Annotated in this window: 15 protein-coding genes; 5 read left to right on the top strand and 10 right to left on the bottom strand. The window is 24.7% G+C overall.

Translation table 11 applies throughout. The annotated features are described in order from the left end of the window. Positions 1 to 55 precede the first annotated feature (55 nt). The 3 genes from PWP28_RS12845 to PWP28_RS12835 are packed head-to-tail and all read right to left on the bottom strand — an operon-like array spanning position 56 to position 4946. Positions 56 to 1408 carry an MATE family efflux transporter gene (locus PWP28_RS12845; RefSeq protein WP_109603621.1) on the bottom strand — a complete coding sequence of 451 codons (1353 nt, stop codon included), beginning with the start codon at positions 1406 to 1408 and terminating at the stop codon, positions 56 to 58. 12 nt (positions 1409 to 1420) lie between these two features. After that, positions 1421 to 3163 (bottom strand): ABC transporter ATP-binding protein, encoded by a 1743-nt coding sequence (locus PWP28_RS12840; RefSeq protein WP_308644917.1) that lies wholly within the window; start codon positions 3161 to 3163, stop codon positions 1421 to 1423. Continuing rightward, on the bottom strand, positions 3156 to 4946 hold the full coding sequence (locus PWP28_RS12835; protein ID WP_308644916.1) for an ABC transporter ATP-binding protein: 1791 nt from the start codon (positions 4944 to 4946) through the stop codon (positions 3156 to 3158). Before PWP28_RS12835 ends, PWP28_RS12840 begins: the two co-directional genes overlap by 8 nt. 383 nt (positions 4947 to 5329) lie before the next feature. Between PWP28_RS12835 and PWP28_RS12830 the strand changes: the two genes are divergently transcribed. Then, complete coding sequence (locus PWP28_RS12830; protein ID WP_305081071.1) at positions 5330 to 6088, top strand: AraC family transcriptional regulator; 759 nt, start codon at positions 5330 to 5332, stop codon at positions 6086 to 6088. Positions 6089 to 6135: 47 nt separating this feature from the next. On the opposite strand, the gene hcp is transcribed toward PWP28_RS12830, so the two are convergent. From hcp to PWP28_RS12800, 6 genes are all read right to left on the bottom strand, one after another. Continuing rightward, positions 6136 to 7779 carry a hydroxylamine reductase gene (hcp, locus tag PWP28_RS12825; protein ID WP_109603617.1) on the bottom strand — a complete coding sequence of 548 codons (1644 nt, stop codon included), beginning with the start codon at positions 7777 to 7779 and terminating at the stop codon, positions 6136 to 6138. Between the two features lie 25 nt (positions 7780 to 7804). Then, a complete protein-coding gene (locus tag PWP28_RS12820) occupies positions 7805 to 8824 on the bottom strand; it encodes an ATP-binding cassette domain-containing protein (RefSeq protein WP_308644915.1) in 1020 nt (339 codons plus the stop codon). Then, complete coding sequence (locus tag PWP28_RS12815) at positions 8817 to 9518, bottom strand: GTP-binding protein (RefSeq protein ID WP_308644914.1); 702 nt, start codon at positions 9516 to 9518, stop codon at positions 8817 to 8819. The genes PWP28_RS12820 and PWP28_RS12815 overlap by 8 nt, the downstream gene beginning before the upstream one ends. A gap of 23 nt (positions 9519 to 9541) precedes the next feature. Beyond that, a complete protein-coding gene (locus PWP28_RS12810; protein WP_109603614.1) occupies positions 9542 to 10675 on the bottom strand; it encodes an ABC transporter substrate-binding protein in 1134 nt (377 codons plus the stop codon). 102 nt (positions 10676 to 10777) lie between these two features. Then, positions 10778 to 11293, bottom strand: a complete 516-nt coding sequence (locus tag PWP28_RS12805; RefSeq protein ID WP_308644913.1) for a DOMON domain-containing protein — start codon at positions 11291 to 11293, stop codon at positions 10778 to 10780. Between the two features lie 17 nt (positions 11294 to 11310). Continuing rightward, on the bottom strand, positions 11311 to 11706 hold the full coding sequence (locus PWP28_RS12800) for a hypothetical protein (protein ID WP_308644912.1): 396 nt from the start codon (positions 11704 to 11706) through the stop codon (positions 11311 to 11313). Between the two features lie 211 nt (positions 11707 to 11917). Here PWP28_RS12800 and PWP28_RS12795 point away from each other — a divergent pair, with 211 nt between their 5' ends. Together PWP28_RS12795 and PWP28_RS12790 are read left to right on the top strand one after the other, a co-directional pair. Continuing rightward, positions 11918 to 12748, top strand: a complete 831-nt coding sequence (locus PWP28_RS12795) for a phosphatase PAP2 family protein (RefSeq protein WP_308644911.1) — start codon at positions 11918 to 11920, stop codon at positions 12746 to 12748. Between the two features lie 88 nt (positions 12749 to 12836). Then, on the top strand, positions 12837 to 13523 hold the full coding sequence (locus PWP28_RS12790; protein WP_305081067.1) for a B12-binding domain-containing protein: 687 nt from the start codon (positions 12837 to 12839) through the stop codon (positions 13521 to 13523). Positions 13524 to 13536: 13 nt separating this feature from the next. On the opposite strand, the gene PWP28_RS12785 is transcribed toward PWP28_RS12790, so the two are convergent. Then, entirely contained in the window at positions 13537 to 14184 is a 648-nt protein-coding gene (locus PWP28_RS12785) for an IspD/TarI family cytidylyltransferase (RefSeq protein ID WP_109603608.1), read from the bottom strand. 164 nt (positions 14185 to 14348) lie between these two features. Between PWP28_RS12785 and PWP28_RS12780 the strand changes: the two genes are divergently transcribed. Further along, positions 14349 to 15296 carry an ROK family protein gene (locus PWP28_RS12780; RefSeq protein ID WP_109603607.1) on the top strand — a complete coding sequence of 316 codons (948 nt, stop codon included), beginning with the start codon at positions 14349 to 14351 and terminating at the stop codon, positions 15294 to 15296. Next, positions 15296 to 15961, top strand: coding sequence for a rhomboid family intramembrane serine protease (locus tag PWP28_RS12775; protein WP_308644910.1), 666 nt, complete (start codon positions 15296 to 15298; stop codon positions 15959 to 15961). Before PWP28_RS12780 ends, PWP28_RS12775 begins: the two co-directional genes overlap by 1 nt. The last annotated feature ends 96 nt before the right edge of the window (positions 15962 to 16057 follow it).

Here is a 16057-nt window from a genome sequence, read left to right as displayed (position 1 = left end):
AAAAAATTATAGATAAAAATAAAATCGCTAATAGTAATTACTATTAGCGATTTTATTATGCATTAACTAATGTTAATTTAGACATTTTTTTATATTCTTTTAATAATAATAAAGTTCCTAATAATATCACTATTCCATCAAATAATGGTTGAGTAAACCAAACAGCAGATATTCCAAATATCTTTGGCATAATTATTATTGCGGGTACAAAAAATATTAATTGTCTTGAAAATACTAAAATTCCAGCACTTTTTGCATTTCCAATTGACTGAAAAAAAGTTATCATCATTATCATTAAACCATACAGAATAAATATGCTATAAAAAATTCTGAAGTTTGATATTCCTGTGTTTACTATGCTTTCATTTGTTATGAATAGGGATAAAACTTGTTTTGAAAATAATTCTATAGGAAGCCAAAAAATCATTGCAAGAACAGTTGCACCTAAGACAAAAGTATTATTTATTTTTTTGACTCTATCATACATTTTTGCTCCATAATTAGTTCCAATTGCAGGTTGTAAACCTTGAGACATTCCCCATAACGGTATAAAAGAAAAGGCTTGAATTCTTAAAGAGGCAGCCATTAAAATACCTTGAGTTTGATCTCCATATTTAAATGCCATTCTATATAATAGCATTTGTTGAACCATACTTAATATTTGCATCATCATAGCTGAAATACCAACTGAAAAAATATCTTTTAGAAGAGATTTTTCTATTTTTATTTTTTTTATTTTTATAAATTTACTTTTTGTTAGAAAATATTTTAAAGTTATAATTGCTTGTATTATTTGAGAAGTTAATGTTGCCATTGCAAGGCCTTCTAATCCTTTTTCTTTAAATAGTAAAATAAATATTGGATCAAGAATAATATTTAATATTGCACCAAAACCCATTATTAACATGGCTTTTTTCATTATTCCTTCGCCTCTCATAACCATATTAGCACTTTGAGCAAAATTGACAAATATTGAACCTAAAAAGATTATTCTTAAATATCTTATACCAAATTCTAATATATCACCTTCAGCACCACTTAATTGTAAAAGTTGTTTTGCGAATATTATACCAAAAACCATTACTATACTCGATAATAATAAAACAGTTGCTATTAAATTTCCCATTATTTTATCAATAGTTTTATAATCTTTTTTACCTATAGCCCTTGAAAGTAAAGAGGCTGATCCTATGCCTATTAATGTTGCTATTCCATTATTTATGAAAGTAATTGGATAAGCTATTGAAATTGCACCCATTTCTTTAGAACCAAGCATTTGACCTGCATATACTCCATCCATAAATGAATATAATCCTATGACAACCATTCCTATTATTGCTGGAGTACATAATTTAAACATCAACTTAATAGGTTTTTGAGTTAATAATTCTGATCTTTCATCCGTCATTTTATCCTCCTGCTATAAAGACCATTCCATACTTTGATTTTGAAGTTCTAACATATGTTTGAATAGTCCATTTTTATTTAATAATTCTTTTGAATTGCCTTCTTGAATTATATGACCATCATCCAATACTATTATTTTGTCAGCATTTTCTATTGTTCTCATACGATGAGCTACTACTATAACAGTTTTATTTTGGATTAGTTTTGAAATTGCTTTTTGTATTTGGGTTTCATTTTCTACATCTAAAGAAGCAGTTGCTTCATCTAAAAGAACTATAGGAGAATTTTTTAAAAAAGCTCTTGCAATTGAGATTCTTTGCCTTTCACCACCAGAAAGAGAAGAACCATTCTCTCCAATTATGGTGTTATATTTATCAGGCAATTTATTTATAAAATCATCACACATAGCAAGTTTAGCCGCTTTTTTAACTTCTTGATCACTTGCATTTCTATTACCTATTCTTATGTTTTCTAATATAGAATCATTAAAAAGGGTGACGTCTTGAAATACTATGGTATAGTTTTTTAATAAAGATTCTGGATCTATTTTGTTTATATCATTTTCTCCTAAAAAGATTTTTCCATCATCAGGATCCCAAAATCTTGCAGCAAGTTTTGCAATTGTACTTTTTCCACAACCAGAAGGACCTATTAAAGCAGTTACTTCACCTTGCTTTGCTGTGAAATTTATATTTTTTAAAACGGGTTCATCTTTTTTATAAGAAAATGAAATGTTTTCAAACTTTATATCAAAATTTTTTAATTCATATTCTTTTTTACCATTTTGAATTTTATAATTTTCTATTTCTTTCATTCTATTTATTGGTAATTCTATACTGAATATTTCAGCTATATTTTCAAGATTTCCAGATAAAGGATCATATAATCTCGATGCTGTTATTAAGAAAATTAAATAAGTTATAAAATCTGTTTGTCCATTTATTAATAGATTACTTCCTATTAGAACAACTGTTACTAATCCCAATCTTAAAATAGCTTGTGAAGAGGTTACAAAGGTTGCCATTATGAATTCTGATTTTATTTGAGCTTTTTCAGAAATATCTAATTTTCTATCGAGATCATTCATATAATTTTTAGTTATATTATATGCTTTAATATCTTGTATATTTTCAAAACATTCTTGAATTTGTTCAGTAGCATCGAGTTTGGCTTTTTTGTGTAAAGCTTTTGTTCTTGTTTGTATTTTTTTTGAGATAATTATTATTCCAAATGATACAGGTAATACCCACAATACAGCTAATCCCATCTTCCAATTCATAGTTATTAATGCTATTATTATTATTATTTTTGATATTATAGAACCAAATAATTGAGGTATTGCATGTGAAAAAGCATGTTCTAAAGAGGCACAATCAGCGAGTAATATACTTGTTAAATCTGATACATTTCTTTTCCCAAAAAAAGAAAGTGGAAGTTCTCTTAATTTTTCAGCGAGTTTTATACGTCTGTTTTCACTTTCATTATAAGTTGATATATATACTGATGAATATTGAAAATAATTAACTATAAACATTATTATTAATGTTATTATTATCAAAGTTAAATATTTTAATATACTTGGAAATTGAGAATTTGATTGAATTAATGGATTTAGTAATTCATTTATCATCATTATAAAAATTCCTACAGGTAGCATCATACAAAGATTTATTAAAGAACTTAAAAAGATGCCTTTTATGAGACTTTTAGTACCTATATTACTTAATGCAAATTTATTTTTAAGATAATTATACATTTATATTCTCCTTTCCAACTTTCCAGGATATAGAAGATTTATATTCATCCCACATTTTTGAATATAATTTGTCATTTAGTAATAATTCATTATGATTACCAGATTCTTCTATTCTTCCATTTTTTATAACAAATATTTTATCAACATTTTTTATTGAAGATAATCTATGGGCTATTATTAAAACAGTTTTATTTTCAATTAAAGATTCAAAAGCTTTTTGAATTTGATACTCATTTTCTGGATCGGCAAATGCAGTTGCTTCGTCTAAAATTATTATAGGAGAGTCTTTTAAAATAGCTCTTGCAAGAGCTATTCTTTGTTGTTCTCCTCCTGATAAATAAACACCTTTAGTTCCTATTACAGTTTCTAATCCATGAGGCATTTTCTGTAATATATCATCACATTGAGCTAAATTGGCAGCTTTTAATACATCTTTTTTCGTAGCTTTTGGATTTCCCATTTTTATATTTTCGAATAAACTTGTTTTAAATAATTTACTATTTTGAAAAACAAAAGCTATGTTATCCATTAATTGTTTTTCAGGTATATCTTTTATATTTATATTATCAATAGTTATACTTCCTTGATCTATATCCCAAAATCTTGGTATTAAATTTGCTAAAGTACTTTTTCCACCACCAGAGGGTCCTACTAATGCTATAACTTTTCCTTCTGGTATTTCTAAATTTATATTTTTTAATACAGGTTCTTTCGCATTTGGATATTTAAAAGTAATATTATTAAATTTTATAGAAAAATTTTCTATAGTAATATTTTTTTCTGAAAAATTTATGTTTTTTTCTTCTAAAATATTTTCTACTCTATTTAAAGCTTCCCTTGCGGACATTACACTTTCACTTAAATGCATTATTTTATTCATCATAACTGTACATACGGGTACAAATAACATATAAAATATGAGATCTAATAGGGCAGACTTATAATTATTTGTATTTAATAATATGATCAAGCCAAATGGTATTAAAAGCATCGAAGGTAAATTTATTGATAATGTATATTTTATTAAAGGAATTCTACAACTTAATGCAAAATTTGAAGCATATTTTTTATAATTTTTAATAGAATTATAAAAATTTTTAAATGAAAAAACAGTTTGTTGAAAAACTTTTACAACTGGAATTCCTCTTATATATTCAACAGCAGAAGAGTTCATGGTTTCAAGCGAATTCATATAATTTTCCATAAACATTTGTCTGTTTCCGCCTATCATTTCTTTTAAAAATAAAAAACTTATCATTAATGGAAATAAACATACAATACCAAGTTTCCAATCAAATATAAATAATATTGTTATTATTGCAAAAGGCATTACAGCTAATCCAGATATATCAGGAAGTTGATGAGCCAAAAATGTATGGGTTAAACTTGCATTATCATCTATTATTTTTCTTAATTTTCCACTTGGATTTTGTTTAAAATACCCTATAGGTAAAGTTATAATTTTATGCATTGAGAATTTTCTGATATTTTTTTCAACCCTAAATGCAGCGAGATGAGAAAGTATTAAACTTGTAAAATATAAAAGAACACTTATTACTGAACTTCCCATAGCTAACCATCCATATTTAACTGTTTCTGTTGCTTTAGTTATATCAGGAAAAACAGAAAGTATGTCTTTTATTATAAACCATATAAATATAAAAGGTAAAAAAGACAAGATAGAACTTAGTGCTGAAAAAAATATAGAAAATATAATAAAATATTTTCTATTATCTGCAAATTCTAATAACTTTTTTAATGTTGATTTGTTTTTTAATGACACTGTTTAATACACCTTCTTTATAAATTATTGTTTTATTTGACAAATTTTAATTGAATATATATAATTGAATAGAACATTTGTAGTTTCTCCTACATTATAATATATTAATATTAAAATTTTAATAGTTTTTTTTGTTATAAGTCTTTTTGGGATAAAGTAATGTCTAATCATGATAAGGAGGGGTAAAAATTCAAGCAAATATACATGAAAAAGAATTAAAACGTTTTGGATTTAAAGAAATTTTTTCTTGTACAAAATTTAATAATATTGGAAAATGTTATGCATTAGATCCTTATATTGGAAAAGGATATTATTGGATTTATAATAATGAAAATTTATTTTCTATTGTAATTCATGATTTTTATTTTAATGATGATTTTTATATGGAGCATGATTTAGATGAATATTTTAGTATTTCTTATTTTGAATCTGTTTCTGGCGAAGAACTTAACCCTTATAATAGATTGAGTTCGGGTATTATTAAAAGTTTTTGGGCAAAAAACAAATATCAAGCTATATTTCATAAAAATATACCAATAAAAACAATAGGTATAGAATTTTTACCTGAATATTGTGATAATTATTTAATTAAAAAATTTGGAAAAGAATATATTAATCCAAGAAAAGCCTTATTAAGTGTGGATGAAAAAGAAGATTTTCCAGAGATAGTTATGCTGCTTTATCAACTTTTAAATTATAGAGGTAAAGGTATTTCGGCAAAACTTTTTTATGAAGGAAAAGTTTTTGAAGCATTATCTTTAATTTATGATAGGTATGCATATAAAATTAATGAAGAAAAAAATTTATCTAAAGAAGATAGAGAATATATTAAAAATGTTAATTTATATATAAATGATCATTATTCTTTTGATTTAACTTTAGATAAGTTATCTAAAATAGCTTGTATGGGTCTTACAAAATTGAAGAAAACATTTAAAATGGTTAATAAATGTACTATAACGGAGTATATACAAAGAAAACGTGTTACTGAAGCACAACATCTTTTAATGAAAACAGATCTCAATGTTGGTCAGATAGCAAATATAGTCGGTTATAAAAGTGCAAGTAGATTTTCAGAATTGTTTAAAAAAAATACTGGAATTCGTCCAGCTGATTATAGAAGATTGTATCATAGAAGTTAATAATTTATACAAAAAGGAATCCTTTTTTATAGGATTCCTTTTTACAATTATAATAATTGTTTCATATCATCATCTATATTGTTAATAGTATTTATCCCAAAATTTTTTACAAGCACATTAGCTACATTTGGTGATAAAAATCCAGGTAATGTAGGACCAAGTTTTATATTTTTTACACCTAAATATAATAATGCTAATAAAACTATTACTGCTTTTTGCTCATACCAAGCTATATTATATGCAATAGGTAGTTCATTTATATCATTTAATTCAAAAATTTCTTTTAATTTCAAAGCTATAACTGCTAAAGAATATGAATCATTACATTGACCAGCATCAAGAACTCTTGGAATTCCATCTATATCTCCAAGATTTAATTTATTATATCTGTATTTGGCACATCCAGCTGTAAGTATTATAGTATCTTCTGGCAACTTTTTGGCAAAATCTGTGTAATATTCTCTGGATTTCATTCTACCATCGCAACCAGCCATTACAAAAAACTTTTTAATTTTTTTAGTTTTAATTGCATTTACAATTTTATCAGCAAGTGCAAATACTTGAGCATGTGCAAAACCTCCAGTTATTTTACCATTTTCTATTTCCTTTGGAGAATTTAGTTTTTTTGCATGATTTATTATTTCAGTAAAGTCTTTTTTTCCATTAGAATCTTTTTCAATATGTTTACATCCTGGATAACCAGCTGAACCTGTTGTATATATTCTATTTATATGCGCTGGTTTTGGTGGTACTATGCAATTTGTTGTAAAAAGAATTGGGCCATTAAAAGATTCGAATTCTTCTTTTTGTTTCCACCAAGAGTTTCCATAATTTCCTATAAAGTTATTGTATTTCTTAAATTTAGGATAATAATGTGCTGGAAGCATCTCACCATGAGTATATACATCTACTCCTGTGTTTTGAGTTTGTTCTAATAATTGTTCTAAATCTTTTAAGTCATGTCCAGATATTAAGATTGCAGGATTATTTTTTACACCTATATTTACTTCAGTAATTTCTGGATTCCCATATGTAGAAGTATTAGCTTGATCTAATAAAGCCATTACATCTACGCCATATTTTCCAGTTTCTAAAGTTAAGGATACGAGATCATCAATACTGAGATCATCATTCAATGTTTTTGTAAGTGCTTTTGATACAAAATCGAATATTTCTTGATTTATATTGCTTAAGTTATATGCATGTTCAGCATATGCAGCTATACCTTTTAATCCATAAGTTATTAATTCTCTCAAAGATCTGATATCTTCATTTTTTGTTGCTAAAATTCCAACTTGTACAGAATCAGATTTAGCTTTTATTTCTTCTTCAGTATTTGCAGTCCAAACGGCACAGTCATGTAATTCATCAACTAATAAATTATTTTTTAGTAATTCTTTTTTTATATTTTCTCTTAATACTAAACCTTCTTTTATTTCTTCTATGAAAGCTTTTTCATCAAAATTTGCATTTGTTATAGTCATAAAAAGCCCATTCATTATAAAATAGTCTGCTTTTGGAAATTTTAAATTTCCTTTTTTCCCTTTTTCATTTAGTAAAGCTATACCTTTTATTGTATACAATAAAAGATCTTGTAAGTTTGCAACTTCAGAAGTTTTACCACATACTCCCATTACTGTACAACCTGTTCCTTTTGCAGTTTCTTGACATTGATAACAAAACATACTCATTTGATACCCCTCCTTGTTGAAGATATTATATGTTTATATTTTCTATTATTTTACCGTTTCTGAGCTCTGTTCTTATATTTTGAATCTCTTTTTCAAGTGTTTCTAATTTTTTTAAATTTTGGATTTCTTTATTATTTGTTATCATTACTTTTTCAATACCACCATTTTTTATAACTATTCTTTTATTAGCCATCAATGCAAGTAATGGATCATGAGTGGCAATTAATACTATTTTTTCTTTGTTTATAAGTAAATTAATAGCTTTTTTTCTATCTATTCCAGCATTTTCTATTTCATCTATTAATACTATTGGCGATTTACTAAGAATAGCTGTGTCAGCTATCATTAAAGCTCTTGATTGTCCACCACTAAGACTTGTTATTGGTGTTTTATCATTGAAACTTTCTCCAGACAAATAATTAGCAGATTCTATTATTTCTTTTATTATTTTTATTGGATTATTTATTAATCTACTTTGTGCATGCAATTTAAGAAATTCTTTCACACTTAAGTCCATTATAAAGTTCATATTTTGAGATAATTCAGCCACAAGCTTATTTGAAGTTGAAAATCTCCATTTAGGATCTGGAATTCTGTTATTTATTAAAATTTGTCTTTTAGTTGGAGTATCTTTATTTGCAGTCCATTCAATATCAGCTAATAATCTACTTTTTCCAGAACCAGTTGGTCCAACTATTGAAATAATTTCACTTTTTTTTATATTTATAGAATCAAATTTTTCTTTCTTTCCAGATTTATCTGTACCACTTATTATTGTTAATGATTCCACTTCATTTGTATTGTCTACCCCAATAAATTTTAGCATTTCATCTATATAGTATATAAGATTATCTATTATTTCTTCTTCTGTCATACCAATTTTTTCCATTTCAAATTCATCAAGATTTTTTAGAATTTCAGTTATTGTTTTTTCTCTATGGTTTTCTATGGGAATTTGATTTTGTTTAAAAAAAGATTTTGAAAAAGGATATTTTTCTTCTATTTCAAAAATTTTTAAATTTTTAAAACTATTTTTTTTAATCATCAAAATCACCTAAATTTATTTTTCTTATATTACCGATTTGAAAATCTTTTCCTATTCGTGTTTCTCCAAGGCAATATGAACATAAAGCTGATGGCATAGGGTATCTTAATTCTTTTCCCGAAACACTTTTTATTGAATTTTTTTTGTCGTATATTAATGTACTGAATTCATAAGAACCTTGTCCAGTCAATCCATTTATATGTATTATTATTGCTTTTGAATTTACTGTTTGTACTCTTGATGAAAAAACTTCTCTTTCAGCTTGTGACACTATATCTCCCTTTGTAATTATTACTATATCAGCTGTTTTTAACATAGGACCTATTTTTTTGGGAGTGTTTATACCACTTAAGTTATCTATAACACATACTGATTTTATATCTTTTATATAAGGTGAACATCTGTTACAAAGTCCAGCACTTTCTGTTATTAAAACATCTAATTCGTTTTTTAATCCCCATTCTACAACTTCTTCTATATTACTTATGAAATAATGATCTGGACATAATGAACCTGATAAACCTTTTTTTACAGGGATTTTCATTTTTTTATATAATTTATCATCATCTGTGTATAAACAATCGAATTTTACTACGCCTACTGTTAAATTTCTTTCTTTTAAAGCTTGAATAGTTTTTAATATTATCGATGTTTTTCCTGATGATGGCGGACCAGATATTGTTATTAAGTTCATATTTAGATTATCCTTTCTATTTATTAAAATATATTTTTTAGTTTTTTTATTAATTCAGAAAGATCATTGTTGTATATATAATCCCAACCTAACCATAAGTATTTATTATCTTTCGTGATCATGTTATCAATATCAGGATGTGTACTTGGAAATTTGCCATTATATGAAAAAATTTTTCCTATTTTTTTTGAAGCGAAAAATTCTGAAATATTTTTTAATTTATTATTATTTTTATTTATCATAAATATGGGACTTATTATAGCTCCATCTTTAGGCCATATTGGAATCATTGGTGAGTTTTTATTTATAGTTTTTGTAAAAAAATATGGCATTATAGTTATAGCAGGTTTGTTTAGCTTTGTTTTATACGATTGAACCATTTGAGAAGGATGAAGATTACTTATTAATGTTTTTTTTAAACTCTCAATTCCTTCTTCACCAAATTTTTTATGTATATTAAGAAGAATAGCGTTAAATAAGTCGAAATCAGTTATGGGTAAACTTACTTTATTATCATATTTTCCAGATAATAAATCTTCCCAACTATCAGGTATTTCATTTTTTAATTCATTTTTATTAATCAAAAAAATTGCTGGAACAACTGCTAAAATAGAATAAGTGTTTTTTGGGTCTTTTAAATTAATTTCATCATTTTGAAAATCTTTATTATAATTTTTTATGTTTGATAGATCTTGAAAATTTTGATATGTTTTTTTATTAAAAAATAAATCAAATCCAGCAGAAATAAATATATCTGGTACTTTATTTTTTATAGAAATCTTATAATCTTCTTTTAACCAATTTATGCCCATTGAAGCAGTTTTTAAGTCAATGTTGAAATTTTCTTTTTTTTCTTTTATATATTTGTTTAATTCTTCGAGTATGGGTATTTTTACTGGACAAGGTAGTATTCCTTTTATATTTATTACTTCTTCTTTTTCTTTTTTATTATTGATTTTTAACTCTAAGTTTTTTAAAAAAATATTTAATGGTATTTGTTTCATATCTAAAGCCATTTTTAGATTTATATTTTTTCCAAGAGTTTTTAATTTATTCATATTTTTGAATTCTTTAAAACCCATTTCAATTAATATTTCTAAAGTTTCAGGATATTTTGTAATTATTTCATATATTGAATTATTCTCATCTATTTTCATATTTTTCACCTCATGTTTTAATTCGGATAAATTGTATCAATATATGAAAAATTAATCAGTAACAAAAGTTACAGAAAATAAAAAGAGACTATATATAGCCTCTTAAAATTTAATGTTTAAAGTTTCTCTTTTGGAATGTCTGATTAAAAAATTATCAGAATTATTATGAAAAGCTGTTATTACTTTTATGATTTCATTTTTTGTTATTGTATATCTTGATTCTTTATTTAATGGAATTTCAAACTCAGCTATTGAAAATTCTTTTGATCTTTTACCAGTATATTTTTTTATGTATTTTTCATCAATTTTTTTATGTTTTGTAGATGAAACTCCTAAATGTTCTTCGAGAATAATGTTATTTTTTTCAAATCCTATTAAAATTATTTTTGCATCTTTCATTTTAAATGTTGGATTGAAACCTATAGATATCCATCCGTTAGAAGGGGCTTTTAAAAGCATATATATACTTTTTTCTTCATTAAAAGTCCAATAAATTTTCATTCCAGTTTTAGTTATAATTTCGTTTTTATATTCAAAATCTTTGATTAATAAACTCTTTTCAGAAAATATGAATATTATACTTATAATAAAGATAAATATCAAAAAAAATTTTTTCATTTGTTTTTCCTCCTTTATTATCCGAATATCCATGGATTTGTTAAATGGATTATTAATGCGGTGAATATAATAATTGTATTTAATTTATGTATTAAAAGCCATTTTTTAAAGATTTTTAAATTTTTGAATATATATAATAAAAAGTTTATAATTATCAAAATTAATAAAATTGAACCTGTATGTATATAAAATACAGTTCCAAGTATTAGGTATGCATGTATTATGGCTATTAATATAATCAAAAGTCCATTTATTTTGTGAAAAAAAGAGATTTTTTTTAATAAAGATAAATATTTTATTTTATTTTTGGAATTTTTAAATTTATAATTTTTATAAATTTTTTTTAATATAAATAAACTTCCATTTAATATTAAAAGAAAAACATTTATCCAACCAAGAACTTCGTATATCAATATTTTAATCACCTCATCATTATAATATTAATGTTTTTATAATATATTATAACATATATTCATATAATATTAAAATAAGTGTCGTGATATAAAAAGAGTATTATGATTTTCATATCATAATACTCTTAATATAAATAAATTTCTTGTTAAGATATGGACTAGATAAAATGATATAATATAATATTAAAATATAATAATTTGAGGTGTTTTTATGGAACTAGAAATTTTAAAAAGTATTCAAAGCATTAATAATAATTTTTTTGATGTTTTTTTTGAAATAATAACTATTTTTGGAGAAGAACTTTTTATAATACCGGTTTTGGCAGTTATTTATTGGGGAATTGATAAGAGATTTGGAGAATATATAGGATTTTCTATTTTTTCGAGCTTATTAGTTAATAATTTTTTAAAAGATATATTTAAATTTAATAGACCAATTGGAGAAGAAAATATAAGAAGTTTGAGAGTTGAAACTGCTACAGGTTATTCTTTTCCAAGTGGCCATAGTCAGGGTGCAGGAACATTTTATAGTTCTTTGTCTTTTTATATTAGGAAAAAAACTATTTATTTTTTTTCTTTTATAATGATAATATTAATAGGCTTTTCAAGACTTTATTTGGGCGTTCATTATCCAAAAGATGTTTTAGTTGGAATTATTTTAGGGGTATTTATTTCTTATATTACTTACTTTTTTTATTATAGAGTTTTGAGTAGAAATAAAATGTATATTATTTTATTAATGATTTTTGCGCCCTTATTATTATTTGTAGAATCGGCAGATTTTTATAAAATTTATGGAAGTTACTTTGGATTTGTTTTGGGTATTATATTAGAAAAAAAATATATTAATTTTAATACTGATATAAAATTTATTAAAAAATTTTTAAGAATTTTTTTAGGAATAGGATTAATTTTTATTTTAAAGATTTCATTAAAAAATTTTTTTGTTGATCATGTTATTTTTGATATGATTAGATATTTTTTTATAGTATTTTTTGGTATCGGAATTTATCCTATGATATTTAATAAACTTTCTTTTTAAAAAGTAATCTATTATTAATTTTTTAGTAATAAAAAAGAGCTAAATTTATATAAATAAAAATTTTATTAATTCATATGGGGTGTTAAATATGATTAATTTTAATACTGAAAATAAAAAATTAGAAAAATTTGAACAATTCAGAGATGAATATATAAAATTGATATTTAATAATGAATTAGATAGAGCTTTAAAATTTATATTAAATCTAAAAAAAATGAATTTTAGTATAAAAGATATTTATTTAAATGTATTTAGAGAATCTTTGTATAAAATTGGAGATATGTGGGAAAATAATGAGATCGATGTTGGTGATGAACATTATTTTTCTGAATCAACAAAAATTATAATGTCACATATTTTTGTTAATGAATTTAATCATGAAGAAAATCAAAAAAATATAATTTGTGGAACTATTGAGGGTGAATATCATGAAATAGGAATAAAGATGATTTCAGATTTGCTTTATGCTGAAGGATTTAATATAAATTATTTAGGTACAAACGTTCCTATAAAATCATATATGCGATTTTTAAATAAAAATAATTTTGATGCAATACTTATATCTGTAACTCTTAAAAAAAATTTAGATAATTTGAAAAAACTCGTAAAAAGTATAAAAAAAGAAGATAATTTAAAAAAAATGATGGTAATTGTTGGTGGATATCCTTTTTATGAAGATTCAAATCTTTATAAAAAAATAGGGGCAGATTTTTTTGGTAATGATATTGAGGATATTCAATTTTATTTAAAATATGAAAAAGAGAGAAATCTTTAGATTTCTCTCTTTTTCATTTAAAATCTTCTGGATTTGTTAATTTTATATTTTCTTTGTTTCCAGGTATTATTTTTATATTTTTATATTCTTCAAAGTATATTGAAGCATCATCTGTAAATTTTTTTATATTTTTTATATTTTTTTTATAACTAATGAATAATTTTTCATAATTGAAAAATTGTGGAGTTAAATGTCTAAATACTTTCGAACGTTCAAGAAATTTTATTATATTTCCATTAGAGTCTGTAAGAGAAATTGTATCAATTTCTTGTATTGCTGGTATTATAGCATCATGATTTTTAGATTCTATTAAGTATTTGTTGATATCCTCAGATTGAATAAAAGGTCTTACTACATCATGTATGCAAATTATATCTATATTTTTATTTTGTAAGTACTTTAAACCTTCAAAAACACTTTCGGCTCTTGAATTTCCACCAGCTATTACAGTGTTAACTTTTTTGAATTTTTTGGTTATTTCTTTTGTTTTGTTTATGTAGTCTATATTGGATACTATAAGTATTTTATCTATATTTGAGTTTTCAAATTTTTCTATAGTTGTTTCTAATATTGTTTTATTTCGTATTTTATAAAATTGTTTTGGAATATTAAGACCAGAACGTTTTCCAATTCCACCAGAAACTATTATTGCGTAATTCATTTTTTACACCTCCATTATTTTACTTTTATGATTATAACAGATAATTGAAAGGATATGAAATATAATATTTAAATATATTTTTTGTAAATTAAAATTCCTTAAGGTATAATATAAAAGGATGATTAAATAAATAAATTTTAAATATATACAGGAGAGTGATTTTAGTGTACATAGTTGGAGTTGACCTTGGTGGTACAGAAATAAAAGTTGGATTAGTTGATAGAGAAAAAGGAATAGTTAGAAAAGTTTCAAGAGCTACAGAGGTTGACAAAGGCCCAGATAAAATCGTTGAGAATATTGCTTTAGCTATAAAAGAAGTTGCTGGAGATGATGATTTTGAATATGTAGGAATTGGATCTCCTGGTTCAATTGATAGAAAAAAAGGAATAGTTAGATTTTCACCAAATTTTCCAGATTGGCGTGATTTTCATCTTACAGAAAAAGTTTCAGAATTAATTGATAAAGAAATAATAGTGGAAAACGATGCAAATGCTTTTACTCTTGGAGAATGGTATTTTGGTAAAGCAAAAGGTTCTCAAAATTTTATTGCTTTAACTCTTGGTACTGGTATAGGGTCTGGAGTAGTTGCAAATGGTACTTTTATAACTGGAAATAATGGTATTGGAGCTGAACTTGGACATATAGTTATAGTTCCAGAGGGACCAATGTGTGGTTGTGGTTCAAGGGGTTGTTTGGAATCTGTAGCATCAGCTAAATTTGTTGGATTACATGCAAGAGAATTGGCGCCGAGGTATCCTGAATCTTTAATGATTAAATTTGCTGGAGACATAAACAAAATAGAGTCTAAACATGTATTTAAAGCATGTGAAGAAAATGATGAACTTGCAAAAATTGTTGTTAATGAAACTGTTGAGGTTCTTGCAAGGGCCATCGGAGGATATGTTCATATGTTTAATCCAGAAATGATAATTATAGGTGGAGGCATGAGTAAAGCTGGTGAAACCTTATTTAAACCATTAAGAGAAAGAACAAAAAAATATGTTATGGTTAGTTTTAGAGGCACTTATAGAATAGAGCAGTCAGATCTTGTAGAAAATGCAGGTATATTAGGAGCTGCTTCTGCTGCCATATTTTCAAAAGGAGTGGAATAATGCAGAAAACTGTTACTAATTATTTAATCATAGCAAATTTAATTATTTTTGCTTTGATGTTTTTGTTTGGAGGATTTGGTGCTTTTAATAATCCTTTGATTTTATTGAGATTTGGTGCACAATATGGACCTTTTGTAAGTGCGGGACAGTTTAATAGATTGATAACTTCCATGTTTGTACATGGAGGTATTTTACATATATTATTTAATATGTATGCCCTTTTTTATTTTGGAAATATGGTTGAGAGAATATATGGTCCTTATAAATATTTTTCTGTTTATGTTATTTCTGGTTTTTTTGGTAATTTGATGACACAACTTATAATACCAGGAACATTTTCTGTTGGAGCTTCTGGAGCAATTTTTGGTCTTGTTGGACTTTTATTTGGATCTGGTTTTAGACAAGATACACCAAGGATGTTGAAACCTCTAACAGGTACAGCTTTATTACCTTTTATTATTATAAATATTCTTTTTGGATTTACTATGAATACTATAAATAATTTTGCTCATTTAGGCGGTCTTGCAGCTGGGTTTACTTTTGGATGGCTTATGCCTGTTACATTTTCTAAAACATCATGGAATATATGGAAATATATTTATTATTTTATGTGTGCGATAGTTGTGTTGACTTATATCATGTTGATAGTATTCAATTTTATATAAGGAGCATTCCTGAAATAAAAAAAGAAAGAGGTTGAAAAAAAAGGAACCTCCCCGTAAAATAAAAGTGTAACAAGAATCCATCAAATATTTTACAAA

This window comes from Oceanotoga sp., from assembly GCF_030445905.1.
Lineage (GTDB): Bacteria > Thermotogota > Thermotogae > Petrotogales > Petrotogaceae > Oceanotoga > Oceanotoga teriensis.
This window is presented reverse-complemented; position numbering and strand designations above follow the sequence as displayed.

What these genes read in the sequence shown, in the direction of transcription:
- PWP28_RS12810 (WP_109603614.1), bottom strand. Translation starts at nt 10,675, where the DNA reads ATGAAAATAGATGAGAATAATTCAATATATGAAATAATTACAAAATAT.
- PWP28_RS12820 (WP_308644915.1), bottom strand. Translation starts at nt 8,824, where the DNA reads ATGATTAAAAAAAATAGTTTTAAAAATTTAAAAATTTTTGAAATAGAA.
- PWP28_RS12775 (WP_308644910.1), top strand. Translation starts at nt 15,296, where the DNA reads ATGCAGAAAACTGTTACTAATTATTTAATCATAGCAAATTTAATTATT.
- PWP28_RS12805 (WP_308644913.1), bottom strand. Translation starts at nt 11,293, where the DNA reads ATGAAAAAATTTTTTTTGATATTTATCTTTATTATAAGTATAATATTC.
- PWP28_RS12785 (WP_109603608.1), bottom strand. Translation starts at nt 14,184, where the DNA reads ATGAATTACGCAATAATAGTTTCTGGTGGAATTGGAAAACGTTCTGGT.
- PWP28_RS12845 (WP_109603621.1), bottom strand. Translation starts at nt 1,408, where the DNA reads ATGACGGATGAAAGATCAGAATTATTAACTCAAAAACCTATTAAGTTG.
- PWP28_RS12790 (WP_305081067.1), top strand. Translation starts at nt 12,837, where the DNA reads ATGATTAATTTTAATACTGAAAATAAAAAATTAGAAAAATTTGAACAA.
- PWP28_RS12840 (WP_308644917.1), bottom strand. Translation starts at nt 3,163, where the DNA reads ATGTATAATTATCTTAAAAATAAATTTGCATTAAGTAATATAGGTACT.
- PWP28_RS12830 (WP_305081071.1), top strand. Translation starts at nt 5,330, where the DNA reads ATGGAGCATGATTTAGATGAATATTTTAGTATTTCTTATTTTGAATCT.
- PWP28_RS12815 (WP_308644914.1), bottom strand. Translation starts at nt 9,518, where the DNA reads ATGAACTTAATAACAATATCTGGTCCGCCATCATCAGGAAAAACATCG.
- PWP28_RS12795 (WP_308644911.1), top strand. Translation starts at nt 11,918, where the DNA reads ATGGAACTAGAAATTTTAAAAAGTATTCAAAGCATTAATAATAATTTT.
- hcp (WP_109603617.1), bottom strand. Translation starts at nt 7,779, where the DNA reads ATGAGTATGTTTTGTTATCAATGTCAAGAAACTGCAAAAGGAACAGGT.